This is a genomic window from Streptomyces sp. BV286, assembly GCF_019090165.1.
GTDB lineage: Bacteria > Actinomycetota > Actinomycetes > Streptomycetales > Streptomycetaceae > Streptomyces.
Genome location: NZ_JAHRIB010000100.1, coordinates 92,748 through 119,518 on the forward strand (window position 1 = coordinate 92,748; position 26,771 = coordinate 119,518).

The following is a 26,771-nucleotide window of genomic DNA, read 5'->3' on the forward strand; positions in this document are numbered from 1 at the left end:
TCACCCCGCTCGGTTCGACGTTCTTGATCAGACCCTACAAGCAGGGTCCGACATCGGCCCCGCAGTTCCTACAACGTCCGGGAACCACCTCGATGATTCCCGGACGGTGGCCTTTCCACCCTGTCGGGCGCGATCGGTCCGGTGGCCGTTTCAGTGCCCGGAAAGCACCCTGACCAGGTCTTCTGCCGTTCGACAGCGGTCGAGGAGCTCCTTGACGTGATTACGCGTTCCGCGAAGCGGCTCCAGGGTTGGAACGCGCTGGAGCGAGTCCCGGCCCGGCAGATCGAAGATCACCGAGTCCCAGGAGGCCGCCGCGACGTCGTCCGCGTACTGCTCCAGGCACCGCCCGCGGAAGTACGCGCGGGTGTCCTCCGGAGGCGCCGTCTCGGCCCGCTCCACGTCGGTCTCGTCCAGCAGCCGCTTGATCCGGCCGCGGGCCGCCAGGCGGTTGTAGAGGCCCTTGTCGGGGCGTACGTCGGCGTACTGGAGGTCGACCAGGTGCAGCCGGGCGGCGTCCCAGTCGAGGCTGTCACGGCGCCGGTAGCCCTCCATGAGCTCCCGCTTGGCCACCCAGTCCAGTTCGCCGGCCAGGCTCATCGGGTCGGTCTCCAGGCGGCCCAGGACGTCCTCCCAGCGTGCCAGGACGTCCTTGGTCTGGTCGTCCGCGTCGGCGCCGAACCGCTCCTCGACGTACTTGCGCGCCAGTTCGAAGTACTCCATCTGCAACTGGACCGCGGTGAGTGTGCGGCCGCTGCGGAGCGTGATCAGGCGCTTGAGGGTCGGGTCGTGCGAGACCTGGTGCAGGGTGCGCACCGGCTGGTCGACGGCGAGGTCCACGGCGATGAAGCCGTCCTCGATCATCGACAGGACGAGGGCGGTCGTGCCGAGCTTCAGGTAGGTCGAGATCTCCGAGAGGTTGGCGTCGCCGATGATCACGTGCAGGCGGCGGTACTTCTCGGCGTCCGAGTGCGGCTCGTCACGCGTGTTGATGATGGGGCGCTTCAGGGTGGTCTCGAGGCCCACCTCGACCTCGAAGTAGTCGGCTCGCTGGCTCAGCTGGAAGCCGTGCTCGTGCCCGTCCTGACCGATGCCGACACGGCCGGCTCCGGTGACGACCTGGCGCGAGACGAAGAACGGGGTGAGGTGGCGCACGATGTCCGAGAAGGGGGTCTCCCGCTTCATCAGGTAGTTCTCGTGCGTGCCGTACGAGGCGCCCTTGTTGTCGGTGTTGTTCTTGTAGAGGTGGATCGGCTGGGCTCCGGGGAGCTGGGCCGCGCGCTCCGCGGCCTCCGCCATGATGCGTTCACCGGCCTTGTCCCACAGGACGGCGTCCAGTGGGTTGGTCACCTCCGGGGAGCTGTACTCCGGGTGTGCGTGGTCCACGTACAGCCGTGCCCCGTTGGTGAGGATGACGTTGGCCAGGCCGATGTCCTCGTCGGTGAGCTGACTGGAGTCGGCGGCCTCGCGGGCGAGGTCGAAGCCCCGCGCGTCCCGCAGCGGGTTCTCCTCCTCGAAGTCCCAGCGGGCCCGCCGGGCCCGGTGCATCGCCGCCGCGTAGGCGTTGACGATCTGGGACGAGGTGAGCATGGCATTGGCGTTGGGGTGGCCGGGGACGGAGATCCCGTACTCCGTCTCGATGCCCATTACTCGCCGTACGGTCATGCGGCCCTCCTTGCCCGGCGGCGTCCTCGGTCGGGGACGCCGCTCAAGTACCGCTGGCGCTCCGGTGCGTGTGCGGTGCCCGTCCCCGCACTGCGCGACTCGGCGGTACCGAAGAGCCTAGAGCGCCTTTGCGCTGGTGGGGAGATCATTTGCGTCATTGCTCGCTCCAGCTGTGCCCTGGAAAACAGTCGGCTGCGGGTACCCAGTGAGGGCACCCGCAGCCACCCTGTCTTTTACAGGTACTGACCGGTGTTCGCCACCGTGTCGATGGAGCGTCCGGTGTCCGCGCCCTGCTTTCCGGTGATGAGCGTGCGGATGTAGACGATCCGTTCGCCCTTCTTGCCGGAGATCCGGGCCCAGTCGTCCGGGTTGGTGGTGTTGGGAAGGTCCTCGTTCTCCTTGAACTCGTCCACGCAGGCCTGGAGCAGGTGGGAGACCCTCAGACCCTTCTGGTTGTGCTCGAGGAAGTCCTTGATGGCCATCTTCTTGGCGCGTCCGACGATGTTCTCGATCATGGCGCCGGAGTTGAAGTCCTTGAAGTACAGGACTTCCTTGTCGCCGTTGGCGTACGTGACCTCGAGGAAGCGGTTCTCCTCGGACTCGGTGTACATGTGCTCGACGGCGGACTGGATCATGCTGGTGACCGTGGTGGACCTGCTGCCGCCGTGCTCGCCGAGGTCGTCGGAGTGCAGCGGGAGGCGCTCGGTGAGGTACTTCCCGAAGATGTCCTTCGCGGCTTCGGCGTCCGGGCGCTCGATCTTGATCTTCACGTCGAGTCGTCCGGGGCGCAGGATGGCGGGGTCGATCATGTCCTCGCGGTTCGAGGCGCCGATCACCACCACGTTCTGCAGGCCTTCCACGCCGTCGATCTCGGCGAGCAGCTGGGGGACGATGGTGTTCTCCACGTCCGAGCTGACGCCGGATCCGCGGGTGCGGAAGAGGGACTCCATCTCGTCGAAGAAGACGATGACGGGGGTGCCCTCGCTGGCCTTCTCACGAGCACGCTGGAAGACGAGGCGGATCTGCCGCTCGGTCTCGCCGACGTACTTGTTGAGGAGCTCGGGGCCCTTGATGTTGAGGAAGAAACTCTTGCCCTGGGCCTGGCCGGTGACCTCGGCGACCTTCTTGGCCAGCGAGTTGGCGACGGCCTTGGCGATGAGCGTCTTGCCGCATCCGGGGGGCCCGTACAGCAGGACGCCCTTGGGCGGCCGCAGTTCGTGCTCCTTGAACAGGTCGGGGTAGAGGTACGGGAGCTCGACCGCGTCGCGGATCATCTCGATCTGGCCGCCCAGACCGCCGATCTGCTCGTAGCCGATGTCGGGGACCTCTTCGAGGACGAGCTCCTCGACCTCGCTCTTGGGGACGACTTCGTAGACGTATCCGGAGCGCGGTTCGAGCAGGAGGGCGTCGCCGGGGCGGATGACCACGTCGAGCAGTGGCTCGGCGAGCCGGACCACCCGCTCCTCGTCGGTGTGTCCCTGTACGAGTGCGCGCTCGCCGTCCTCGAGGATCTCCTTGAGGGTGACGATGTCGCCGACGCTCTCGTACTCCATGGCCTCGACCACGTTGAGAGCTTCGTTGAGCATCACTTCCTGGCCACGCCGGAGCTCTTCGAGCTCGACGCTGGGGCTGACGTTCACCCGGAGCTTGCGGCCCCCGGTGAAGATGTCGGCCGTGCCGTCCTCGTTCGCCTCGAGGAAGACCCCGAATCCGGCCGGCGGCTGTGCGAGCCGGTCGACCTCCTCCTTGAGTGCCACGATCTGGTCGCGGGCCTCTCGGAGGGTGCCCGCGAGCCGCTCGTTCTGTGCGGACACACCGGCCAGGTTGGTCTGCAGCTCGACGATCCGCTCTTCGAGAATCCTCGTGTGTCGCGGAGAGTCGGCGAGCTTGCGCCGCAGGACGGCGATCTCCTGCTCAAGGTAGGCAATCTGCCCGGACGGGTCGTCGGACCCTCGTCCCGGGCGGTTGCCGCGGTTCATGTCGTCGTCGTGGGCTGCCACGGTCCTCACCTCCTCCAAGGGGAGCTGGACGCTTCCAGACCCTACCTGGGTGGGTGTCGATTGAAACCCCTAGATCAAAAGACGGTCGGGGTGTGTCCGATCTTCACCCTTGCGCTCTCCCTCACGCCAGTGGAATACCCACCCAACACGACGCGGAAGCCGACGGAGGTAGGGTCGAAGTGTTCAACACCCGTCAGAGCTGGCCCGATTCCTCCGTGTTCGGGACGCTCGGCACAGGAAACGGCAGGAGAAACGACCGTGCAGCAGGAGGCCGCAGTCGACAGCGAGGCGCTCGAGGTCTGGATCGACCAGGACCTGTGCACCGGCGACGGGATCTGCGTGCAGTACGCGCCCGAGGTCTTCGAGCTGGACATCGACGGTCTGGCCTACGTGAAGGGCTCGGAGGACGAGCTGCTGCAGGCCCCGGGCGCGACAACGCCCGTACCCCTGACGCTTCTGCGTGACGTCGCCGACTCCGCGAAGGAGTGCCCGGGCGACTGCATCCACGTCCGCCGTGTCTCGGACAACGTCGAGGTCTACGGCCCGGACGCGGGGTGACTCTGCGGGCACCCCGCGTCACGGGATGCCCGCTTCCTGCCGCTTGTCTTTTTTGTCACATGCTCCGGGCCGCGGGCGGTGTCGAGCGCTCGAATGCGCCGTTCTTCCACTGCCACTTGGCACTCTCGTTCACGTCGGGGCAGCAACTCGGCACGTCGGGCGAGGAGTAGCCGAGGAGCGTCGCGGTGATCGCGGCGTCGCGGAGGGTGAAGTCCTCGACGGAGAGGCGGTCCTTCGGGTCGACGAGAGTGGCGACGACCCGGGCCTTCGAGGAACCCTCGCCCTTGGTGAGGACGTAGACGCCGCTCGGCGGGGTGCCGGATCCGGCGTCGCAGCGGACCACGGCGACCGTCTCGGGGAGGCCGTCGCCGTCGAGATCGCCCGAGGCCTTCTTCTGGATCAGGACCTTCCCGGGGCCGCAGTCGAGCGGGAAGTCCACGCCGGCCGGGTCGGGGGGCGCGACGGCCGCCGGAGCGGTCTTCGCCTCGGCACCGTGCTGGGCGGCCGTGGCCTCGTCGGGCTGCAGGAAGGCGGAGGCGGCGACGACCGCGGCGAGCGCCGTCGCGGTGGCGAGCCAGTGGATCGGGCGGGTGTTCGTGTGGGCCAGTTCCGGGACGGCGGATTGCTGCACTAGGAAGTGTCTCCCGTGAGGGCTGTGCCGGTGGGGTGGCCAGCATGGTGCCACACGTCACACCGTGAGGGAACGGCGGGGTCAGGGGTACTGGCGGAACGTCAGGGAAAAAGCGCCGTGGCCGAGTTCCCGAGGGTGCTCGGGAACTCGGCCACGGCGTTTGCGCGTTGTGTCCGGCACGGGGCCGGCTCAGCGCCCGGCGCCCCCGTCGGCGTTCGGGCCGGAATAGTCCTCGCCGTACGAGCCCTTGGAGGGACGGCGGCGGCGCATGGGCGGCTCGACGCCGTCGGCGAGGCGGCGGGCGGTGAGCAGGAAGCCGGTGTGGCCGATCATCCGGTGGTCGGGGCGGACGGCCAGTCCTTCGATGTGCCAGTTGCGGACCATCGACTCCCAGGCGGTCGGCTCGTTGAAGCAGCCGATCTCGCGGATGGACTCGACGGTCCGGGCGAGCTGGGTGGTGGTCGCCACGTAGCAGCAGACGATGCCGCCGGGCACGAGGGCCTTGGAGACGGCCTCCAGGCACTCCCAGGGGGCGAGCATGTCGAGCACGACGCGGTCGACGTCGGTGTCCGACAGGTTGTCCTGGAGGTCGCCGACGGTGAGCTGCCAGGCGGGGTGGGGGCCACCGAAGTAGCGCTCCACGTTCTGCTGGGCGATCTCGGCGAAGTCCTCGCGGCGCTCGTAGGAGTGCAGCATGCCCTGGTCGCCGATGGCGCGGAGCAGGAAGCTGCTGAGTGAGCCGGAGCCCACGCCGGCTTCCACGACGCGCGCGCCGGGGAAGATGTCGGCGAAGGACAGGATCTGTCCCGCGTCCTTGGGATAGACCACGGCGGCGCCGCGGGGCATGGACAGGACGTAGTCGGGGAGCAGGGGGCGCAGCGCCAGATAGGCGACGTTCCCCGTGGTGCGGACAACGCTGCCCTCGGGAGCGCCGATCAGCTCGTCGTGCGGGAAGGAACCCTTGTGGGTGTGGAAGTTCTTCCCTGCTTCGAGCGTGAACGTGTAGTGGCGGCCCTTGGGGTCGGTCAGCTGTACCTGGTCCCCGACCTTGAAGGGCCCGCGTCGGCGGGCGGCACCGGTCGGTTCGGACATGTGACCCAGCCTACCGGCCATTGCGGAGGGCGCCGACCACGGCCTCGGTGTGCTCGGGACCGTGGCGGACTGCGGGTCCTTCGTGGCGGAAGCCAGCAGTTCCCCCGCGCCCCTTGCGAGGCGTGGGGCGATGTTCAGGAGGGGCGGGCCATGGCCTTGACGAAGGCTTTCTCCACGTCCGCTGCCGAGAGGACGCCGTAGATCTCACCGGACTCCTCCACCACGAGGTACTCGGTCGCCGGGGTCGCACGCAGGACCTCCAGGAGGTCCTCACCGGCGAGTTCGGCGGAGACGCGCATGCCGTCGGTCAGGTCCTGGGCGAGCCCGCTGACGGCGACCCAGGGGCGGCGGTGTTCCGGTACGCCCACGATGGCGGCCTCGCGGACGAGCGAGAGGGGCTCGCCGTCCGCGTCCACCACGACGAGGGCGCGTGCGCCGGCGTCGTTGGCGCGGCGCAGTGCTTCGGAGAGGGGGGTGTCGGTCTCGACGGGGACGGCACGCCGGGTGAGGGCGCGGGCCCTGAGGTCGGGCAGGTGTTCCCGCAGGCGGGCCATGCGCAGGCTGTTTCCGGCGCCGGTCCAGATGATGGCGGCCAGGATCGCGGCGAGCAGAGCGTCCATGACGGTGTCCATGCCGCCGAGGTCCTCGGCGTCGGCGCCGAGCGCGCCGGAGTGGGTGAGCAGGGGCAGTCCGATGAGTACGGAGATCGCGAGGGCGCGGCCGACCCAGGCGGCGGCGATGGTGCCGGCCATCGGCTTGCCGGTCAGCTTCCAGACGACGGCCCGGAGCATGCGGCCGCCGTCGAGCGGCAGGCCGGGAAGCAGGTTGAACGCGGCGACGATCAGGTTCGAGATCATCAGGCCGGCCAGCAGGACGCCGGGGACGGTGCCCGGTTCGACGGTCAGCAGGGCGAGGTAGAACAGGCCGCCGAGGATCAGTGACAGGAGCGGGCCGACGAACGCGAGGACGAACTCGCGTCCGGGTGTCTCGGATTCCTTCTCGATCTCGGAGACGCCCCCGAAGAACTGGAGCTGGATCCGGCGCACGGGCAGCTTGAAGCGCAGTGCCGCGACCGTGTGCGCCAGTTCGTGGACGAGTACGGAGGCGTAGAAGGCGACCGCGAAGAAGAGCGAGACGAGGTAGCGGGCCATGCCCAGTTCGGGCAGGACGCGGTCGAGCTGACCGCCGAAGACCCAGGTGATGAGGGCGGCGACGAGGAACCAGCTGGGTGCCACGTACACGGGGACGCCGAAGGGGCGTCCCATGAGCAGGCCGCCGCCCGGGTCCTTGGCCCGCCGGGGGGCGGGCCCCCTGCGGCCCTTCTTGCGGCCGGGTTCCGGGGTGGTGTGGGCCTCGGACCGGTGGGCGTGGTGCGGCTGCTGGGGCGCGTGGCCGCCGGGACCCGTGGCCGCCGGGGGTGGCTCGGGCGCGGGCGGCGGGGTGGGGGTGGTGTCGCCCTGCGGCGTGGGAGGGGTGTCGGCCTGCGGCGTGGGCGTCCGGTCTTCCGTACGCCGGTCGTCCGCCGGGGCCTCTCCGGTTCGGAGCTCCTTGCGCAGACGCGCCGGCGTCGTGCCCTCCGCCTGATCGGGGTGGGCCGGGTCCGTCGCTTTCGCCGCGTCGTCAGCGGTGGCTTCGGTGGTGGCTTCGGCGTCGTGCGGATCCTGGTCGGCGGGCGGCCGGGCCGTCGTGGTCGCCGGGTCGCCGGGTCGCGGCTGACCCGTGCGGCGCTCGTCCGCCTCGTCAGTGCCGGATCGCGGCTGCCCGCTCCCGCCGCTCTCGTCCACGATGTCCCCTCGTTCGACGCGTATCCCGCTCGCGATCATGCCCGCGAGAGGTCTCGTGGTCGATGGTATGCGGCCGTCGCGGCGTGTTCGGCCCCGGCACCCCCTCCGTTTCCCGTGCGGCGACTCGGTCGCGTACGGCGCGCAGGTCACCGTGTGTCGCACTGTCAGTGGCGGGCCGTAAGGTCTGTCGTCATGGATACCAGCACCGGCGGCGTCGCCCAGGACGGCCCCGGGGCCGCGGCGTCGGACGACGTGGCCCAGCCGTCCGGCACCGCGGCGGAAGCCACGGTGCCCCGGCCCTCCGACCCGTCGACCGCGCCGGCCGACTCCGTCGTCGAGCCCGCGGACACAGCGGCAGCGAATGCCGCCGGTCCCGCACCCGAGCAGGGCCCGGGCACCGTGCCGTCGGCCGACGAACAGACGGGAGACCCGGTGCCGCTGTCCAGCGGCCCTGTCGCCGGATCGACCGTCGATACGGCCGGGTCCGTGGACGAGGCGGCTGTGCGGGGCAGCTCCGAGGACGAGCAGGACACGGCTTCGGTGGCCGGGCCGAAAGGTGGCGGCGCCGGTGACGCGGCGGTCGGGGTGCCGGCCGTCGGCGGTGCAGCCGAGCCGGCGGATGCCGATACCGCGGGTGGGCTGACCGGCCGCACCGCCGGCGCCGTGCCGCCGGCCTCGCTGTCGCCTTCGCGGGCCGGGGACTTCATGCAGTGTCCGCTGCTGTACCGGTTCCGGGTGATCGACAAGCTGCCCGAGAAGCCGAGCGAGGCGGCGACGCGCGGGACGCTGGTGCACGCCGTCCTGGAGCGGCTCTTCGACTCCCCGGCCACCGAGCGGACGGCGCCGCGTGCGAAGTCGCTGATCCCCGGTCAGTGGGACCGGCTGCGGGAGGCGAAGCCGGAGCTGGCCGAGCTGTTCGCGGACGACGACGAGCAGGTGGCGGGCGAGCGACTGGCGCGCTGGCTCGGTGAGGCCGAGCGCCTGGTCGAGCGCTGGTTCACCCTGGAGGACCCGACCCGTCTCGAACCGGCCGAGCGGGAGCTGTTCGTGGAGGCCCGGCTCGATTCCGGCCTGAAGCTGCGCGGCATCATCGACCGCGTCGACGTGGCGCCCACGGGCGAGGTGCGGATCGTCGACTACAAGACGGGCAAGGCCCCGCGTCCGGAGTACGCGGAGGGCGCCCTGTTCCAGATGAAGTTCTACGCCCTGGTGGTGTGGCGCCTGAAGCAGGTCGTGCCGCGCCGCCTCCAGCTCGTCTATCTGGGCAGCGGCGACGTGCTCACGTACGACCCGGTGCCGGCCGATCTGGAGCGGGTGGAGCGGAAGTTGCACGCACTGTGGGAGGCGATCCGGCTCGCCACCGAGACCGGCGAGTGGCGTCCGCGGCCCACCAAGCTCTGTGGCTGGTGCGACCACCGGTCGGTCTGTCCGGAATTCGGTGGCACTCCCCCGCCGTATCCGCTTCCCGTGCGGGCGCCCGGGCCGAGCGGTCCGTGATCCGGGGGCCTCGTTCGCCCGCGCAGGCGCACGGCAGGCGAGCCCCGGCGGCGGACCGCGCGACCTGAGCAGGGCAGAATGGGGGCGGACTAGCGAAGGAGACTTACGTGGCCATCCGCGTCCTACTGGTCGACGACCAGCCCCTGCTGCGCACCGGCTTCCGGATGATCCTGGAGGCCGAGCAGGACATCGCGGTCGTCGGCGAGGCCGGTGACGGTCTCCAGGCAATCGATCAGGTACGTGCCCTGCAGCCCGATGTGGTGCTGATGGACATCCGTATGCCGCGGATGGACGGGGTCGAGGCGACCCGGCAGATCACCGGCCCCGGCCGGGACGGCCCGGCGAAGGTGCTGGTCCTGACGACGTTCGACCTCGACGAGTACGTGGTGGAGGCGCTGCGCGCCGGCGCCAGCGGTTTCCTCCTGAAGGACGCCCCGGCCGACGAACTGGTGCAGGCCATCCGGGTGGTGGCGTCCGGTGAGGCCATGCTCGCGCCCAGCATCACCCGGCGGCTCCTCGACAAGTACGCGAGCCATCTGCCCTCGGGCGACGAGCCCGTGCCGGACACCCTGCACACGCTCACCGACCGCGAGGTCGAGGTCCTGAAGCTGGTGGCCCGCGGCCTGTCGAACGCGGAGATCGCCGCCGACCTGTTCGTCAGCGAGACCACGGTCAAGACGCATGTGGGTCACGTCCTCACCAAGCTGGGGCTGCGGGACCGGGTGCAGGCCGCGGTGTACGCGTACGAGAGCGGTCTGGTGCGCCCCGGCGCGCAGTGAGCGCGCACGCCCCGGAGTACGGACCGGGCACGGCACCACCGAACACAGCGGCATGAGAAATGGCTGCCCCCCCCTTCGAAGGGGGGCAGCCATTTCTCATCTTCCGAAAGCCCGACAGCCCGAACGCGGGCGATCCGTGTGGGGGGCGTCAGTTCTTGCTGATCTCCCAGAAGCGGAACACCGTCGAGGCGTCGAGGCAGTACTCCAGGCCGTACACGCTGTCGCGGACCACCGCGTACTGCTTGGCCTGCCAGACCGGGATGACCGGGACCTCCTCGGCGACGATGTCCTGGAGTTCGCCGTACTGCTGGTGGGTCGACGAGCGGTCGCTCTGGGCGGCGGTCTCGGGGATGAGCCGCCCGGTGACCGTGCTGTTCGTGTAGTTGTTGGACAGCACGTTGCCCTTGCCGAAGAACGGGGCCGTGAAGTTGTCCGGATCCGGGTAGTCGGGCACCCAGCCCTTCACGTACACGCCGTACTTGCCTGCCTCGATGCCCTTCTCGTACTGGTCGTAGGAGACGGACTTGACGCTCGCGTCGAACAGGCCGCTGTCGTTGAGCTGCCCGGCTATCGCCTTGAACTCCTCGTCCGTGGACGGCCCGTAGCGGGTCGGCGTCGACCAGAGGGTCAGCTTCACCTTGTCGGTGATGCCGTCGGCGGCCAGCGCGGCCTCGGCCTTGGCGCGCGAGGGGCTCGCACCGTAGGCGTTGAAGAAGGCCGTGTTGTGGCCCGTGATGCCGGCCGGGATGATCGAGTACAGCGGGGTCGCGGTGTTCTTGTAGACCTCGTCGATGAGGGCGTTGCGGTCGAGCAGGTGGGCGATGGCCTTGCGGACACCCAGCCGGCCCGCCACCGGGTCGTCCATGTTGAAGACCAGGTGCTGCACCTCGGCGCTCGAGCCCTCGACGACGTCGATGTCCTGGCTGCCGGAGGCGTCCGCCTCGATCTCCGCGATGTCCTGGGCTGCCAGTCCTCGGTAGGCGAGGTCGACCTCGTTGTCGACGACGGCCTTCTTCAGGCCGGTCCGGTCGCCGTGGAAGAGCTTGAGGACCACACCGGAGTTGCGCGTCTTCGCGGTGCCCTCGTAGTTCTCGTTGACCGAGAAGACGGCCTCGTCCTCGCCGAACGACTCCAGCTTGTACGGGCCGGAGCCGACGGCCTCGCCGTCCTCGCGCAGTCCGTCCGCGGAGTACTCCCGGCGGTTGACGATGGAACCGGCACCCGAGGCGATCTTGCTCGGGAAGGTGGCGTCGGAGACCTTGAGCTTGAAGACGACCTTCTTCTCGTTGGGGGTCTCCACCTTGTCCAGCATGGGGAACATGATCGCGGGCCCGTCGGCGTCGTCGATCTTCAGCATGCGGTCGAAGGAGAACTTCACGTCCCGCGAGGTCAGCTCGTCACCGTTGCTGAACCGCAGCCCGTCGCGCAGGGTGCACTCGAAGACCTTGGCCGCCGCGTCCGTGAAGGAGCACTCCTCGGCGGCCTCCGGCACCGGCTCGGTGCCGCCCTTGGGGAAGCTGAGCAACGACTGGAAGACGTTGTTGAACAGGAGCCAGGAGCCCGGGTCGTAGCCGGAGGCCGGGTCGGTGGCCAGGACGTCGTCGGTCATCCCCATGACGATGTCGGTGTCACTGCCGCCGGCGGAGCCCGTCTCCGAGCCGCATCCGGTCAGCAGTCCTGCGGACAGTCCCGCCATGACAGGCAGGACCGGCCACTTGGTTCGCATGTTCACGTGCGTGAGCCTTGTCGTTGTTCTCGGGTCCGGTCGGTGACGTCAGCGGTGGACGTCAGCCGCCCACTCCGCGGCCGAGCTCCCACAGCTGGAGCGTCGCGGACGAGTTGAGCGCGTACTCGGCACCGGTGATGTCGTCCCGTGCGGCGATGTACTGCTTGCCCTGCCACAGCGGCAGGACCGGGACGTCCTCGGCGACGATGCTCTGGATCTCCTCGATGCTGTTCGACGCGGTGAGGCGGTCGGCCTCGCGGCGGGACTCGGGGATCAGGACACCGCGGATCGTCTCGTTCGTGTAGGGCGAGCCGATGGTGTTGTCCTTGTCGAGGAACGGCGCGAGGTAGTTGTCGGCGTCGGGGAAGTCGGGGAACCAGCCCATGCCGTAGACCTCGTAGTCGCCCTTCTGCTCGTTCGGGCGGAAGGTCTCCCACTTCTCGCCCTCGATGCCCACCTTGAAGAGGCCACTGTCGTTGAGCTGCTTCTGCAGCACCTCGAACTCCTCCTTGGTGGCCGGGCCGTAGTGGTCGTCCGTGTAGTGCAGCGTCAGCTTCACCGGCGTGGTGATGCTCGCCTTGGACAGCAGTTCCTTGGCCTTGGAGACGCTCGGGTCGCCGTACTTGTTGAAGAACGAGTTGGCGTGCCCCGTGACGGTGGCCGGGACCATCGAGTACAGCGGGTCGGCGCCGGAGCCGTACACCTCGGAGGTGAGCTCACCCCGGTTGATGACCTGGGCCATCGCCTGGCGGACCGCCTTGGTCTTCACCGACGGATCGTCGGTGTTGAAGCCGAGGTAGCGGATCTCCAGACCGGGCTGCTCGATCAGGTCGACATCGGTCTCCGTGTCGTTCTGGAGCTTCTTGATCTGCCCGGGCGACATGGTGCGGGTCATCATGTCGATGTCGCCCTTGTCGAGCGCGGTGCCCATGGCGTCGGCGGCCTCGAAGGACCGCAGCTCGACCTTGTCGTTCTTGAGCTTCGAAGTGCCCTGGTAATTGGGGTTCTTGCTGAAGACGGCCTTGACCATCTCGTTGTCCTTGACCTCGGCCTCGAGGGTGTAAGGGCCGGAGCCGCTCACGTCGAAGCCGTCCCGCAGCTTGTTCTTGTCGTAGTCGTCGGGGTTGACGATGCCCGCGACCGGCGTCGACAGCTTGAACGGGAAGGTGGCGTCGGCGGTGTTGAGGTGGAAGATCACCTCTCGGTCGCCCTTGGTCTCGACGGTGTCCACGGTGGACAGCAGGGCGAAGACACCGGTGTCGGCCTTGATCCGCATCGCACGGTCGATGGAGAACTTCACGTCCTCCGCGGTGACCTTGTCGCCGTTCGAGAACTTGAGGTCCTTGCGCAGGGTGCAGGCGTACCGCTCGTTGCCCGAGTCGGTGAAGCCGCACTCCTCGGCGGCCTCCGGCGTCGGGTCGCCGCCGCCGTTGGGCGCGACCAGCAGCGTCTGCACCGTCTGACGGAGGATGTTCCACGTGCCGACGTCGTACGCGTAGGCCGGGTCCAGGGGCGCGGGGGCATCCTTCGCGGCGGTGAACCGGTCGGTGGTACCGACGACGATGGCGTCGCCGCCACCGCCCCCGCTGTCGGAACCGCCACACGCGGCGAGGACCGGGACGAGCAGACCGATCACGGCCGGCAGCACCAAAGGCTTGCGGTTCATGCTCGAAGTTCTCCAGAGCTGTCGATCCCGCGGGCCCGGCAGGCCGGGGTGTTGCGGTCGGGTCACGGGGGTTACGGCGATGTTCTCGCGATGAGATTAGTCCGCACCGGCAGGACCGTTCACAAGTACCGGAGTTGAGTTCCCATCACGCTGCGAAACCAGGTGCGGACGCACCGAAAGACCGACAGTGGAATGTTTCGTACAGCGTTCCATGAATCGGGACACAAGGGCGTGCCCCGCATCTGCGAAATGGCGCCCCAGCCACACCGTAGCCCCCCTGTCGACCCCCCGCGGAGTGGTAAAGCTCACACTCCCAACTGGTCCGGGGAGCGCCGGAATTCAGCCATCCGAGGCGGGCGGACGGCTGTCGAATTATTCCGGTGCTGTGGCCATGCAGTTTTTCGCATTCATTCGTGCACCGTGGGTGAACGATTAGCGCTTTTCCGTCATCAGGCCTCGTAGAAATGGCAGGTCGACCTGTTCCAGGGAGGTCACGACGGTGCGCCGGACGGCCGGAGTGATCGGCGCCACCGACGGCACGGCCACGACGTGGCAGCCCGCGGCCTCGGCGGCGGCCACTCCTGTCGCGGTGTCCTCGATGACCGCGCACCTGGCCGGATCCGCGCCGAGCCCGGCGGCCGCGAGCAGATACGGGTCGGGGAAGGGCTTGGTGCGCGCCACCTCGTCGCCCGCGATGGTGAGTGCGAAGTTCTGGGCACCGAGCGCCACCAGGACGCGGTCGATGATGCGTCGGTGGGAGGCAGAGACCAGCGCCGTGGGGATCCGGTGGGCGGCGAGCTCGGCCAGGAGTCGCGCGGCGCCCGGCATGAGCGGCAGGTCCCGGCCGATGCGGTCCTCGAACCCGTCGTTGAGCAGCACCATGAGCTCGGCGAGGGGGATGCGGGCGCCGGTGGCCTCGATGAGGAAGCCGGCACTGCGCGTCATGGGGCCGCCGACGACCACGTGGCGCCACGAGTCGTCCAGCGCGTGGCCGAGCCGGGCGAACACCTCGACCTCGGCGTCCCACCAGAAGCCCTCGGTGTCGACCAGGGTGCCGTCCATGTCGAGCAGCACGGCCTGGAGTGCGGAGCCCTCGGCCGTTTGGGTACCTAGTGCGGGGACCGTACTGGTCATATAGGCGCACCTCCGTGAGGGACGAGAAGGCCGGCCCCCAGAAGGGAACCGGCCTGCACTGGACCGACAAGTGTACGTCGCCGCCGGAGGAAGTTCCTGTTGGAACGGACGAGAGCCCTCTGCGAGGGCCTTCGGGAGGGGCCGTGGGGCGCCGTCGAGAGCGCCCCACGACCCACGTGGACCCCGGCTCAGCGCGCGTTGAAGTACTTCGCCTCCGGGTGGTGGATGACGATCGCGTCGGTGGACTGTTCCGGGTGGAGCTGGAACTCCTCGGAGAGGTGGACGCCGATCCGCTCGGGCTCCAGGAGGCGGGCGATCTTGGCGCGGTCCTCCAGGTCCGGGCAGGCGCCGTAGCCGAGCGAGAAGCGGGCGCCGCGGTACTTGAGCGCGAACATGTCCTCGACGTCGGCCGGGTCCTCGCCGGCGAAGCCGAGCTCCGAACGCACGCGCGCGTGCCAGTACTCGGCGAGGGCCTCGGCCAACTGGACGGACAGGCCGTGCAGTTCGAGGTAGTCGCGGTAGGAGTTCGACTCGAAGAGCTTCGCCGTCTCCTCGCCGATCCGGGAGCCGACGGTGACGACCTGGAGGCCCACGACGTCCGTCTCGCCGGACTCCTCGGGCCGGAAGAAGTCGGCGAGGCACAGCCGGCGGCCGCGGCGCTGGCGCGGGAAGGTGAAGCGGGTCCGTTCGTTGCCCTGCTCGTCCAGGAGGATCAGGTCGTCGTCCTTGGACACACACGGGAAGTAGCCGTAGACGACGGCCGCCTCCAGCAGGTTCCCGGTCTGCAGCTGGTCGAGGAGGCCGCGCAGCCGCGGCCTGCCCTCGGTCTCCACCAGCTCCTCGTACGTCGGCCCGTCACCCGTGCGGGCCTGCTTGAGGCCCCACTGGCCCTTGAACAGCGCGCCCTCGTCGAGCCAGGACGCGTACTCCTTGAGCTGGATCCCCTTGATGACACGGGTGCCCCAGAAGGGCGGCTGAGGCACGGGGTTGTCGGTGGCCACGTCGGAGCGGACGGCGCCCTCCTCGGGCCGTTCCTCGGCGACGGGCTGGGCGGTGGCCCTGACCCGGCGCTGCTTCAGCTCCGGCAGGCTCGCCCCGGGCACGCCCCGCTTGACCGCGATCAGCGCGTCCATCAGGCGCAGGCCCTCGAACGCGTCGCGGGCGTAGCGGACCTCGCCCTCGTAGATCTCGTGCAGGTCCTGCTCGACGTACGCCCGGGTCAGGGCGGCGCCGCCGAGGATCACCGGGTAGTCGGCGGCCAGCTTGCGCTGGTTGAGCTCCTCCAGGTTCTCCTTCATGATCACCGTGGACTTGACCAGCAGTCCGGACATCCCGATGACGTCCGCCCGGTGTTCCCTGGCGGCCTCCAGGATCGCGGAGACGGGCTGCTTGATGCCGAGGTTGACCACGGTGTAGCCGTTGTTGGACAGGATGATGTCGACGAGGTTCTTGCCGATGTCGTGCACGTCGCCGCGCACGGTGGCGAGCACGATGGTGCCCTTGCCCTCGTCGTCGGTCTTCTCCATGTGCGGCTCCAGGTGGGCGACCGCGGTCTTCATGACCTCGGCCGACTGGAGCACGAACGGCAGTTGCATCTGGCCGGAGCCGAACAGTTCACCGACGACCTTCATGCCGTCCAGCAGCGTCTCGTTGACGATGTCGAGGGCGGGGCGCTCCCGGAGGGCGTCCTCCAGGTCCTGTTCGAGGCCGTTCTTCTCGCCGTCGATGATGCGCCGCTTGAGGCGCTCGTCCAGGGGCAGGGCCGCCAGTTCCTCGGCCCGGCCCGCCTTGAGGGACTTGGTGGTGGCGCCCTCGAAGAGGGCCATCAGCTTCTGCAGCGGGTCGTAGCCCTCGCGGCGGCGGTCGTAGATGAGGTCGAGGGCGGTGGTGACCTGCTCCTCGTCGAAGCGGGCGATCGGCAGGATCTTGGAGGCGTGCACGATCGCCGAGTCGAGGCCCGCCTTGACGCACTCGTCGAGGAAGACCGAGTTGAGCAGGACGCGCGCGGCCGGGTTGAGGCCGAAGGAGATGTTCGACAGGCCCAGCGTGGTCTGCACGTCCGGGTGGCGTTCCTTGAGCCGCCGGATCGCCTCGATCGTGGCGATGCCGTCGCCGCGGGACTCCTCCTGGCCGGTACAGATGGTGAAGGTCAGGGTGTCGATGAGGATGTCCGACTCGTGGATGCCCCAGTTGCCGGTGAGGTCCTCGATGAGCCGCTCGGCGATCGCCACCTTCGTCTCGGGTGTGCGGGCCTGCCCCTCCTCGTCGATGGTCAGGGCGATCAGTGCGGCGCCGTGCTCCTGCGCGAGCTTCGTGACCTTCGCGAACCGGGACTCGGGGCCGTCGCCGTCCTCGTAGTTGACCGAGTTGATGACCGCGCGGCCACCGAGCTTCTCCAGCCCGGCGCGGATCACGGGGACTTCGGTGGAGTCGAGCACGATCGGCAGGGTGGAGGCGGTCGCGAAGCGGCCGGCCAGTTCCTCCATGTCGGCGACGCCGTCGCGGCCCACGTAGTCGACGCACAGGTCGAGCATGTGCGCGCCCTCGCGGATCTGGTCGCGGGCCATCTCCACGCAGTCGTCCCAGCGGCCCTCCAGCATGGCCTCGCGGAACTTCTTGGAACCGTTGGCGTTCGTGCGCTCACCGATCGCCATGTACGCGGTGTCCTGGCGGAAGGGCACGGTCTGGTAGAGCGAGGCGGCGCCCGGCTCGGGGCGCGGGGTGCGGGGCGCCGGCGTCAGGCCCCGTACGCGCTCGACGACCTGCCGCAGGTGTTCGGGGGTCGTGCCGCAGCAGCCGCCGATCAGGGAGAGGCCGTACTCAGTGACGAACGTCTCCTGGGCGTCGGCCAGTTCGGGCGGGGTCAGCGGGTAGTGGGCGCCGTTCTTGCCGAGGACCGGGAGGCCCGCGTTCGGCATGCAGGACAGCGGGATCCGGGAGTGGCGGGCCAGGTAGCGCAGGTGCTCGCTCATCTCGGCGGGCCCGGTGGCGCAGTTGAGGCCGATCATGTCGATGCCGAGCGGCTCGAGCGCGGTGAGCGCGGCGCCGATCTCCGAGCCGAGAAGCATGGTGCCGGTGGTCTCGACGGTCACGGAGACGATCAGCGGCAGGTCGGCGCCGAGGGCCTCCAGGGCCCGGCGGGCGCCGAGCACGGACGCCTTGGTCTGCAGGAGGTCCTGGGTGGTCTCCACGAGCAGCGCGTCGGCGCCGCCGACGATCATTCCCTCGGCGTTCCGCTGGTAGGCGTCCCGCAGGAGGGTGTACGGGGCGTGACCGAGCGTCGGCAGTTTGGTGCCGGGGCCCATGGAGCCGAGGACCCAGCGCTGCTGTCCGGTCGAGGCGGTGAACTCGTCGGCGACCTCGCGGGCGATGCGGGCACCGGACTCGGAGAGTTCGTAGACGCGGTCGGCGATGTCGTACTCGGCGAGGGCCGCGTGGTTCGAGCCGAAGGTGTTGGTCTCGACGCAGTCGACGCCCACGGCGAAGTACGCCTCGTGGACGGAGCGCACGATGTCGGGGCGCGTGAGGTTCAGGATCTCGTTGCAGCCCTCGAGGTTCTCGAAGTCCTCGAGGGTCGGGTCCTGCGCCTGGAGCATCGTGCCCATCGCGCCGTCCGCCACCACCACCCGGGTGGCGAGCGCCTCGCGAAGGGCGTCTGTTCGGGTCCGGCTGTAGGCGGAGTCGGACGGAAGGGACGGGTTCGGCAACGAGGCCATGGAAGATGCTCCCTGGAGTGCGACGGCTGTCGGCTTTGCGCTTCTCATGGAAGGCACACGCCGTCAGGGTAGCCCGCGGTGGGGCCCGGGGGTCAGGGGCGTCCACGGGACGGACGGGCGATCCGTACCCGGCACCGGCCGTGACGCGTTCGCAAACTCCTCACGACCACCCATTAGCGGGAGGTCGACGCCGACCGGTAATGTTCGACATTGCCGAACGGTGGCAGCGAAGCGCCGACCGACGGTCCAAGGGGACGGAGGGCAGGACGGCGATGGCACGGAACATCCAGTCGCTCGAACGGGCGGCCGCGATGCTGCGGCTGCTCGCGGGCGGGGAGCGGCGGCTCGGCCTGTCGGACATCGCCTCGTCGCTGGGCCTGGCCAAGGGCACGGCCCACGGGATACTGCGCACGCTGCAGCAGGAGGGTTTCGTCGAGCAGGACGGTGCCTCCGGCCGCTACCAGCTGGGCGCGGAGCTGCTGCGTCTGGGGACGACCTATCTCGATGTGCACGAACTGCGGGCACGCGCCCTGGTGTGGACCGACGACCTGGCCCGCTCCAGCGGTGAGAGCGTCTACCTGGGAGTGCTGCACCAGCAGGGCGTACTGATCGTGCACCACGTGTTCCGGCCCGACGACAGCCGGCAGGTGCTGGAGGTCGGGGCCATGCAGCCGCTGCACTCCACCGCCCTGGGCAAGGTCCTGTCCGCCTACGACCCGGTGGCGCACAGCGAGGTACTGGAGGCCGAGCGCCAGGAGTTCACGGTGCGCACGACGATCGCGCCCGAGGCGTTCGAGGGCGTCCTCGACCTCACCCGCGCGCGCGGGTACGCGGACGACGTGGAGGAGACCTGGACGGGGGTGGCCTCGGTGGCCGCGCCGATCCACAACCAGCGGCGGATGCCCGTCGGCGCGGTGGGCGTCACGGGGGCGGTGGAGCGCGTCTGCAAGGACGGCGAACTGCGTCCCGAGCTGATCGCCGCCGTTCGCGACTGTGCCCGCGCGGTGTCCAGGGATCTGGGCGCCGGGCGGTTCTGAGGTCCGTCCGCGCGGTCCGGGCCCGTCCGGGACGCCCGGGAGTCCGCAACCGGGATCGCACGGAGAAGGCCGGTACGTCGATGACGTACCGGCCTTCTCCGTGCCCCGCCGACCACAGGACGTGCCTGCTCGGACGCGGTGCGCGGCCGTTTTCGTGATCGATAGGTCACAGCAATCAATAACGATCGCGCTTTCGATAACAGAGGCCTTGACGAGGTGGTAACGGCGGAGCGAGACTCGCGTCCATCGGTCGGCATTGTCGAACACCTACCGGCAATACGCGTTAGAGTGTGACAATGCCACGGGCCGGCAAGGACCTCACCTGAGGTCGCGGACCACCGGAGGGACCCGGGGTTCGGCTTCCCCTGGACGAAGGACAAAGGAGTCGCGGGTGTCCAGCTCCGACATCTTCATCGGCGAGACCATCGGTACCGCCATACTCATCCTGCTCGGCGGTGGCGTGTGCGCCGCCGTCACGCTGAAGGCCTCCAAGGCGCGCAACGCCGGGTGGCTCGCCATCACCTTCGGGTGGGGCTTCGCGGTGCTGACCGCCGTCTACACGTCGGCGCCTCTCTCCGGCGCCCACCTGAACCCGGCCGTGACCCTCGCGATCGCCATCAAGGACGACGCCTGGAGCAACGTCCTGACCTACTGGTCGGGCCAGCTCCTCGGCGCCATGATCGGTGCGGCGCTCGTGTGGGTCGCGTACTACGGACAGTTCCTCGCACACCTCACCGACCGCGAGATCGTGGGCGGCCCCGGTACGCAGGACACCAAGTCCGTGGAGGCACGGGAGGCCAAGGCCGGCCCGGTGCTCGGCGTCTTCTCCACCGGCCCGGAGGTCCGGGTCGCGTGGCAGAACGTCGCCACGGAGATCATCGGCACGGTCGTGCTGGTGCTCGCCGTCCTCACGCAGGGCCTCAACGACAGCGGCAAGGGTCTCGGCACCCTGGGCGCGCTGATCACCGCCCTCGTGGTCGTCAGCATCGGCCTCTCGCTCGGTGGCCCGACGGGATACGCGATCAACCCGGCCCGTGACCTCGGTCCGCGCATCGTGCACGCCCTGCTGCCCCTGCCCAACAAGGGCGGTTCGGACTGGAGCTACGCCTGGGTCCCCGTCGTGGGTCCGCTGATCGGCGGAGCGATCGCCGCAGGCCTCTACAACGTCGCTTTTGCTTAGAGCCGTACGTCCGCTTCGAGCCGTACGTCCGCCCGGTGCGTACGTCGGCTCGGGGCCGGAAGCAATCCGCCGTAAGCCAGCCTCTTATCCACGGACTTTCAGGAGCACACCGTGACCGACGCGCACACCGCCGGCCCGTTCATCGCCGCCATCGACCAGGGCACCACCTCCAGCCGCTGCATCGTCTTCGACCGGGACGGCCGGATCGTCTCCGTCGACCAGAAGGAACACGAGCAGATCTTCCCGAAGCCGGGCTGGGTCGAGCACGACGCCGCCGAGATCTGGACCAACGTCCAGGAGGTCGTCGCCAGTGCCGTCGAGAAGGCCGGCATCACCCGTGACGACATCAAGGCCATCGGCATCACCAACCAGCGCGAGACGACGCTGCTGTGGGACAAGAACACCGGTGAGCCCGTCCACAACGCCCTCGTCTGGCAGGACACCCGCACCGACGCGCTCTGCCGCGAGCTCGGCCGCAACGTCGGCCAGGACCGCTTCCGCCGCGAGACCGGCCTGCCGCTCGCGTCGTACTTCGCCGGCCCGAAGGCCCGCTGGCTGCTCGACAACGTCGAGGGCCTGCGCGAGCGCGCCGAGGCCGGCGACATCCTCTTCGGCACCATGGACTCCTGGGTCATCTGGAACCTGACGGGCGGTGTCAACGGCGGCCGGCACGTCACCGACGTCACCAACGCCTCCCGCACGATGCTGATGAACCTGCACACCATGCAGTGGGACGAGAAGATCGCCGAGTCGATCGGTGTCCCGCTGGCGATGCTGCCCGAGATCCGCTCCTCCGCCGAGGTGTACGGCGAGATCACCGGCGGCAGGCTCGGCGACCTGCTCGGCGGCATCCCCGTCGCCTCCGCGCTCGGCGACCAGCAGGCGGCCCTCTTCGGCCAGACCTGTTTCTCCGAGGGCGAGGCCAAGTCCACGTACGGCACCGGCACGTTCATGCTGATGAACACCGGTGACAAGCTCATCAACTCCTACAGCGGCCTGCTGACCACCGTCGGCTACCAGATCGGCGACCAGAAGCCGGTCTACGCCCTCGAGGGCTCCATCGCCGTCACCGGCTCGCTCGTCCAGTGGATGCGCGACCAGATGGGCCTGATCAAGTCCGCCGCCGAGATCGAGACCCTCGCGCTGTCGGTCGAGGACAACGGCGGCGCGTACTTCGTGCCGGCCTTCTCCGGTCTGTTCGCCCCGTACTGGCGTCCCGACGCCCGCGGTGTGATCACCGGCCTGACCCGGTACGTCACCAAGGCGCACATCGCGCGCGCCGTCCTGGAGGCCACGGCCTGGCAGACCCGTGAGATCAGCGACGCCATGACGAAGGACTCCGGCGTCGAGCTCACGGCCCTCAAGGTCGACGGCGGCATGACCTCCAACAACCTGCTGATGCAGACCCTGGCCGACGTCCTGGACGCCCCCGTGGTGCGCCCGATGGTCGCCGAGACCACCTGCCTCGGCGCCGCCTACGCCGCCGGTCTCGCCGTCGGCTTCTGGACCAACACCGAGGACCTGCGCGCCAACTGGCGCCGGGCCGCGGAATGGACCCCGAACATGGCCGCGGAGACCCGTGACCGTGAGTACAAGAGCTGGCTCAAGGCCGTCGAGCGGACCATGGGCTGGATCGAGGACGAGGAGTAATTCGCAATGACCACCCTGCAGAGTGTCCCGGCTCTTGGGACGCACCCGGCGGGCGGCTCCGCCGCGTTCACCGTGAAGGCAGTGGGCCGCGCCGAGACCCGCGAGCAGTTGTCCAAGGCGACCTACGACCTCCTGGTGATCGGTGGCGGGATCCTGGGCATCTCCACCGCCTGGCATGCCGCTCAGTCGGGCCTGCGGGTGGCCCTGGTCGACGCCGGCGACTTCGCCGGCGCGACCTCCTCCGCCTCCTCCAAGCTTCTCCACGGCGGTCTGCGCTACCTGCAGACCGGCGCGGTGAAGCTGGTGGCGGAGAACCACTTCGAGCGCCGTGCGGTCTCCCGTCAGGTGGCCCCCCACCTGGCGAATCCGCTCACGTTCTACCTCCCCGTGTACAAGGGCGGGCCGCACGGCGCGGCGAAGCTGGGCGCGGGTGTCTTCGCGTACTCGGCCCTGTCGGCCTTCGGTGACGGCGTCGGCCATCTGCTGTCGCCGTCGAAGGCCGCGCAGGACGTGCCCGAGTTGCGTACGGACAACCTGAAGGCCGTGGCCGTCTACGGCGACGACCAGATGAACGACTCCCGCATGGCGCTGATGACGGTCCGCGCGGCCGTCGACTCCGGCGCCACCGTGCTGAACCACGCCGAGGTCACGGGCCTGCGCTTCACCCGGGGCCGGGTGACCGGTGCGGAGCTCAGGGACCGGCTCTCCGGCGACGAGTTCGGTGTGTCCGCACGTCTCGTGCTGAACGCGACCGGGCCGTGGGTCGACCACCTGCGCAAGATGGAGGACGAGAACGGGGCGCCGTCCATCCGCCTGTCGAAGGGCGCGCACCTGGTTCTCAAGCGCACCTCCCCCTGGAAGGCCGCGCTGGCCACCCCGATCGACAAGTACCGCATCACCTTCGCCCTCCCCTGGGAGGACATGCTGCTGCTCGGCACGACCGACGAGGAGTACGAGGGCGACCCCGCGGACGTCTCGGTCACCGAGAAGGACATAGCCCAGATCCTGGACGAGGCCGCGTTCTCCATCCGGGACAAGCAGCTCACCCGTGACCTGATCACGTACTCCTTCGCCGGGCTGCGCGTGCTGCCGGGCGGCCCCGGCGACACGTCGAAGGCCAAGCGGGAGACGGTCGTCACCGAGGGCCGGGGCGGCATGCTGTCCGTCGCGGGCGGCAAGTGGACGACGTTCCGGCACATCGGCCGGACCGTCATGAAGCAGCTGGAGTCGCTGCCGGGCCGTCCGCTCGGCGAGGACTTCGAGCCGGTCTCCGCGCTGCCGAAGAAGCTGCCGCTGCCGGGTGTCGCCAACCCGCGCGCGGTCGCGCACCGGCTCCTGGTCGACGGCTCGGCGCCCGGCCCGCGCATGGGAGCCGACACCGCCAGGCACCTGGCGACGCACTACGGCTCGCTCGCCTTCGACATCGCCCGCCTCGCGAGCGACAACCCGGAGCTGGCCGAGCGCGTGCACGAGGACGCTCCCGAGATCTGGGCGCAGGTCGTGTACGCCCGTGACAACGAGTGGGCCGAGACGGCGGACGACGTGCTGCGCCGCCGTACGACCCTGACGATCCGCGGGCTCGCGGACGACGAGGTGCGGGGCAAGGTGCAGGACCTGCTCGACAAGAAGTAGACCCAGCGCGGCACAGGGCGTTGGGCGAGGGGCGGCTGCCGGACAGGCAGCCGCCCCTCGGCGTGCGCGCCCGCCTACCTGCCCGCCTGCCTCCGAGTCAGCCCTGCCAGCGTCCGCCGGAGAAGCGGGCGAGGGCCTCGACGATGTCAGGGGGCATGCTCTCGCGGACGTGCAGCGCCATCACCAGGGCCCAGCCGTCCCGTCCCCGGAACGGCCGCGGCGGCTGCGGCGCATCCGGCGCGAGCCGTACGTGCGGTCCGTAGACGCGCTGGTAGCGGCCTCGGGCGTACACCTGGCGGACGCGCACCGCGAGGACGTCCTGCCAGGGGTACGTCACGGAGCGGCGGCCCGTCGAGGCGGCGATCCCCCAGTGGTCGATCCGCAGGGCGCGGCGCTCCTTCGGCAGCATGAACGCGACCGCGTTGAAGAACGCGGCGACGGCGGGCCAGAACAGCACGCTGGTCCAGCCCCTCGCGTTGTCCCAGTCCCCCGTCGCGGCCATCCGCACCGCCGCGAGCGCCATGAAGAGCAGACACAGCGGCCAATGGCCCACCGGCATGCGGCGGTTGCGGCCCTTCATGACGTACGCGTGCTCGTCGGACACGACGGTGTAGCCGGGCACGTCGCGCATGGACGGCGGGTTGTCGAGGATGTCGGCGAACCGGGGCGACGGCTCGGCGGGACGCGGTCGCAGGGGCTGCTGGAGACCGGATTGCCGGGAGTGGGATTGCCGGAGGCCGGGTTGCTGGGGGCCGCTCACCGTGAACGGCTGCCGGGGAGGGGTGGCGGCTGAGGTCCCGTCCGGGCCGGCGGTGGCGAGTGTCCCCTGCGGGCCCGCCGCAGCGGCGGCCGGCCACGGGCCGGTGGGCGGCAGGGGGCCCTGCCCCGGGGCCGGGAGCAGGGGTGCGGCGGCCGGGCGGCCGGACAGGTGTTCCTGGAGCCTGAGGTGGCGGAAGCGGTACGTACCTCCGTACCGCTGGAGCAGTCCTCCGCCGTGCGCGTCCCGCAGGAACTCCATCAGGGACCAGGGCACCCGGCCGAGCACGGCGAGCCATGCCTTGGACACCACCCACATGCACCAGGGGCTCAGGGCCACGAGCACGATCACGGCGCCCGTCATGCCCTTCGTGAAGGCGACCCAGAAGTCGACCGTGCCGTGGTCGGTCAGCAGGCTGTGCAGTCCGCAGCCCAGACCGATCAGCGGGGCGACCACCCCGAGGGTGAGCAGCGCGGCACGGCGCTCGCCCGCCAGCAGTTCGTCCGGGGTCACCGCGTCGACCGTGTCGGCCGGCGCGGCGATCATGAGCATCACGATCGTGGGCACGATGAACCCGAGGACGGCCTGCGCCGTGAACGCGTCGGCGTGGTAACTGCCCCGGGCCACGAGCAGGAGCAGCGTGCTGGGCACCACGAGGATGGCGAGGGAGGCCAGGGCCCGGCGCACGGAGGCCGCCCTGGACGCGGAGCGCAGTGCCGCACCGGTTCTGAAGGGGTTGGCCCTGCGGCGCGGTTCCCAGAAGCGGTCGCCGAACCACCGGAGCGTGGCGAGTTGGATGCCGGTGGCCATGACGGCGGCGCCGAACAGGTAGTTCCGGTCGAATGCCTCGATGTTGAGCTGGTACGAGTCGCTGTAGGTGTCCTCGACCCAGGTCACCGCCGTCATCATCGACTCGGCGAGCACGATGCACAGGACCACCAGGGTCGGCAGCGAGAGGAGCCGGGCGGCCCTGGCCCTGCTCAGCCGCCACCACGCGAACTCGCCGGTGCGACGGCGTTCCAGCTCGCGGGCGAGGAACGTGAGCCAGCCCCTGGCCCGCGCCGGGTTCCAGTGGCCCGGCGCGTGCAGCCGCTCGGTGTCGTGGGCGCCGGGCTCGAAGGCGGCCGGGATCACCGCGTCCATCAGGTGTCTCTCGACGGCTTCCCGGGTGGGCAGCCAGGTGTGGTCGGCGAGCCGGGCCGGGTCGGTGTGGACCGGGCGGTGGGCGCGCCGGGCGAGCCAGATCATCAGCGGCGTGGACAGGGCCCGGCCTAGCGGTCCCTCGGGGTGGTCGGCGAGTTCGTCGAGGACCGGCCCCCACTGCTCGTGCCGCGCCTCGTCGGCCGTGCGCAGCAGATGGACCGCGGCGTCGCGCGGTCCCACCGGGAGTGCCTCGATGTCGGAGGCGCCCGCGACCCGCACGGCAAGTGCCCGGTACTCCGGTGTGCGGGAGGCCAGGACGAAACCCAACTCCCTGGGTGCGGCGTTGAGTTCGCGGACGACGGCGGCCCGGCGGTGGGCGGGCAGTTCGTCGAGGCCGTCGAGTACGGGGAGCACGCGGCCGTCGCGTACGAGACGGCGGGCCGGATGCGCGCCGGCCACCCGGGGCAGTCCGGGGTGGTCCTCGGTGAGACGGCCGACCAGCCAGTCGCGGAACGACACGGTCTCGGCGTGCCACGACTCCAGCGACAGGAGCAGCGGGACGGGTACGCCCCGGTCGCCCGGGACGCGGCGGGTCACGTCGCCGAGGTGGCGCCCGGCGAGCAGCACGACGGTCATGGCGAGCAGGGTCGACTTGCCGGAGCCGGGTCCGCCGAGCACGAGGAGCCGGCGGGTGCCGAGGGCGAGGAGGGTGTCGGCGACGTCGCCGAGCCGGTCGCTGCGCACCGGCCGCTCTCCGGTGCCGTCCGCGGCCGGTACGCCCCAGCGGGCGAGCCATCGCACGGCGAGCGGGCCCTCGATGTCGCCGAGTTCCCAGGCGGCCACCTCGGCCGACCACTGGGCGCGTACGGCTCGGGCCAGTTCCTCCGCGGCGGTGTCGACCGGCTCGCGCGGGGGTGGCAGGTTGACGACGAGGTCGCCGTGGATGTGTCCGGCCTGGACGAGGTACTCGACCGTGCTGTCCCGCACGATGTTGCGTATTTCGGACGGTGGCTTCCACTCGTCCCGGCCGCCCTGCCCGTCCCGGCCGTCCCGTCCGTCCCGGCCGCCCCGTAACGTGTCCATGGACGGATTGTCACTGTCCGGGCCCTCGCCGTCACCCGAACTCA

At 69.9% G+C, this 26,771-nt stretch carries 17 protein-coding genes; 7 read left to right on the forward strand and 10 right to left on the reverse strand.

Going from position 1 to position 26,771, the window contains the following annotated elements; all coding sequences use genetic code 11:
- Positions 1–150: 150 nt before the first annotated feature.
- Together dop and arc are read right to left on the reverse strand one after the other, a co-directional pair.
- Positions 151–1,662: a depupylase/deamidase Dop gene (gene dop / locus KUF83_RS13825; protein WP_217454957.1), complete on the reverse strand. Its 1,512-nt coding sequence runs from the start codon at positions 1,660–1,662 to the stop codon at positions 151–153.
- Between the two features lie 233 nt (positions 1,663–1,895).
- On the reverse strand, positions 1,896–3,662 hold the full coding sequence (arc, locus tag KUF83_RS13830; protein ID WP_217454958.1) for a proteasome ATPase: 1,767 nt from the start codon (positions 3,660–3,662) through the stop codon (positions 1,896–1,898).
- Positions 3,663–3,920: 258 nt separating this feature from the next.
- On the opposite strand from arc, the gene KUF83_RS13835 reads away from it, so the two are divergent.
- Positions 3,921–4,220, forward strand: coding sequence for a ferredoxin (locus KUF83_RS13835; RefSeq protein WP_217454959.1), 300 nt, complete (start codon positions 3,921–3,923; stop codon positions 4,218–4,220).
- Between the two features lie 55 nt (positions 4,221–4,275).
- Here the strand turns inward: KUF83_RS13835 and KUF83_RS13840 are convergent, their stop codons facing one another.
- From KUF83_RS13840 to KUF83_RS13850, 3 genes are all read right to left on the reverse strand, one after another.
- Positions 4,276–4,851 carry a hypothetical protein gene (locus tag KUF83_RS13840; protein WP_217454960.1) on the reverse strand — a complete coding sequence of 192 codons (576 nt, stop codon included), beginning with the start codon at positions 4,849–4,851 and terminating at the stop codon, positions 4,276–4,278.
- A 189-nt stretch (positions 4,852–5,040) separates the two neighbouring features.
- Positions 5,041–5,943, reverse strand: coding sequence for a tRNA (adenine-N1)-methyltransferase (locus KUF83_RS13845; protein WP_217454961.1), 903 nt, complete (start codon positions 5,941–5,943; stop codon positions 5,041–5,043).
- 134 nt (positions 5,944–6,077) lie between these two features.
- Entirely contained in the window at positions 6,078–7,766 is a 1,689-nt protein-coding gene (locus KUF83_RS13850) for a site-2 protease family protein (RefSeq protein ID WP_254643797.1), read from the reverse strand.
- A 501-nt stretch (positions 7,767–8,267) separates the two neighbouring features.
- On the opposite strand from KUF83_RS13850, the gene KUF83_RS13855 reads away from it, so the two are divergent.
- The gene (locus KUF83_RS13855; RefSeq protein ID WP_374106059.1) at positions 8,268–9,224 is read left to right on the forward strand and encodes a RecB family exonuclease; all 957 of its coding nucleotides are present in this window, start codon (positions 8,268–8,270) and stop codon (positions 9,222–9,224) included.
- A gap of 107 nt (positions 9,225–9,331) precedes the next feature.
- Positions 9,332–10,003 carry a response regulator transcription factor gene (locus tag KUF83_RS13860; protein WP_217454962.1) on the forward strand — a complete coding sequence of 224 codons (672 nt, stop codon included), beginning with the start codon at positions 9,332–9,334 and terminating at the stop codon, positions 10,001–10,003.
- A 148-nt stretch (positions 10,004–10,151) separates the two neighbouring features.
- Here the strand turns inward: KUF83_RS13860 and KUF83_RS13865 are convergent, their stop codons facing one another.
- From KUF83_RS13865 to metH, 4 genes are all read right to left on the reverse strand, one after another.
- Positions 10,152–11,735 (reverse strand): ABC transporter substrate-binding protein, encoded by a 1,584-nt coding sequence (locus tag KUF83_RS13865; RefSeq protein ID WP_217454963.1) that lies wholly within the window; start codon positions 11,733–11,735, stop codon positions 10,152–10,154.
- A 55-nt stretch (positions 11,736–11,790) separates the two neighbouring features.
- Positions 11,791–13,395 carry an ABC transporter substrate-binding protein gene (locus KUF83_RS13870; protein WP_217454964.1) on the reverse strand — a complete coding sequence of 535 codons (1,605 nt, stop codon included), beginning with the start codon at positions 13,393–13,395 and terminating at the stop codon, positions 11,791–11,793.
- A gap of 432 nt (positions 13,396–13,827) precedes the next feature.
- Positions 13,828–14,529, reverse strand: coding sequence for an HAD family phosphatase (locus KUF83_RS13875; protein WP_217454965.1), 702 nt, complete (start codon positions 14,527–14,529; stop codon positions 13,828–13,830).
- A 188-nt stretch (positions 14,530–14,717) separates the two neighbouring features.
- A complete protein-coding gene (metH, locus tag KUF83_RS13880) occupies positions 14,718–18,245 on the reverse strand; it encodes a methionine synthase (protein WP_217454966.1) in 3,528 nt (1,175 codons plus the stop codon).
- A 272-nt stretch (positions 18,246–18,517) separates the two neighbouring features.
- Here metH and KUF83_RS13885 point away from each other — a divergent pair, with 272 nt between their 5' ends.
- The 4 genes from KUF83_RS13885 to KUF83_RS13900 all read left to right on the forward strand — a co-directional run bounded on the left by KUF83_RS13885 (position 18,518) and on the right by KUF83_RS13900 (position 23,744).
- Entirely contained in the window at positions 18,518–19,282 is a 765-nt protein-coding gene (locus KUF83_RS13885; protein WP_217454967.1) for an IclR family transcriptional regulator, read from the forward strand.
- 391 nt (positions 19,283–19,673) lie between these two features.
- Positions 19,674–20,462: an MIP/aquaporin family protein gene (locus KUF83_RS13890; protein ID WP_217454968.1), complete on the forward strand. Its 789-nt coding sequence runs from the start codon at positions 19,674–19,676 to the stop codon at positions 20,460–20,462.
- A 111-nt stretch (positions 20,463–20,573) separates the two neighbouring features.
- Positions 20,574–22,112: a glycerol kinase GlpK gene (gene glpK / locus KUF83_RS13895; protein ID WP_217454969.1), complete on the forward strand. Its 1,539-nt coding sequence runs from the start codon at positions 20,574–20,576 to the stop codon at positions 22,110–22,112.
- A 6-nt stretch (positions 22,113–22,118) separates the two neighbouring features.
- On the forward strand, positions 22,119–23,744 hold the full coding sequence (locus KUF83_RS13900) for a glycerol-3-phosphate dehydrogenase/oxidase (protein ID WP_217454970.1): 1,626 nt from the start codon (positions 22,119–22,121) through the stop codon (positions 23,742–23,744).
- A 97-nt stretch (positions 23,745–23,841) separates the two neighbouring features.
- Here the strand turns inward: KUF83_RS13900 and KUF83_RS13905 are convergent, their stop codons facing one another.
- On the reverse strand, positions 23,842–26,727 hold the full coding sequence (locus tag KUF83_RS13905; RefSeq protein WP_217454971.1) for a hypothetical protein: 2,886 nt from the start codon (positions 26,725–26,727) through the stop codon (positions 23,842–23,844).
- Between the last annotated feature and the right edge of the window lie 44 nt (positions 26,728–26,771).

What these genes read in the sequence shown, in the direction of transcription:
- dop (WP_217454957.1), bottom strand. Translation starts at nt 1,662, where the DNA reads ATGACCGTACGGCGAGTAATGGGCATCGAGACGGAGTACGGGATCTCC.
- KUF83_RS13845 (WP_217454961.1), bottom strand. Translation starts at nt 5,943, where the DNA reads ATGTCCGAACCGACCGGTGCCGCCCGCCGACGCGGGCCCTTCAAGGTC.
- KUF83_RS13850 (WP_254643797.1), bottom strand. Translation starts at nt 7,766, where the DNA reads ATGATCGCGAGCGGGATACGCGTCGAACGAGGGGACATCGTGGACGAG.
- KUF83_RS13870 (WP_217454964.1), bottom strand. Translation starts at nt 13,395, where the DNA reads ATGAACCGCAAGCCTTTGGTGCTGCCGGCCGTGATCGGTCTGCTCGTC.
- KUF83_RS13875 (WP_217454965.1), bottom strand. Translation starts at nt 14,529, where the DNA reads ATGACCAGTACGGTCCCCGCACTAGGTACCCAAACGGCCGAGGGCTCC.
- metH (WP_217454966.1), bottom strand. Translation starts at nt 18,245, where the DNA reads ATGGCCTCGTTGCCGAACCCGTCCCTTCCGTCCGACTCCGCCTACAGC.
- KUF83_RS13885 (WP_217454967.1), top strand. Translation starts at nt 18,518, where the DNA reads ATGGCACGGAACATCCAGTCGCTCGAACGGGCGGCCGCGATGCTGCGG.
- KUF83_RS13900 (WP_217454970.1), top strand. Translation starts at nt 22,119, where the DNA reads ATGACCACCCTGCAGAGTGTCCCGGCTCTTGGGACGCACCCGGCGGGC.
- KUF83_RS13905 (WP_217454971.1), bottom strand. Translation starts at nt 26,727, where the DNA reads ATGGACACGTTACGGGGCGGCCGGGACGGACGGGACGGCCGGGACGGG.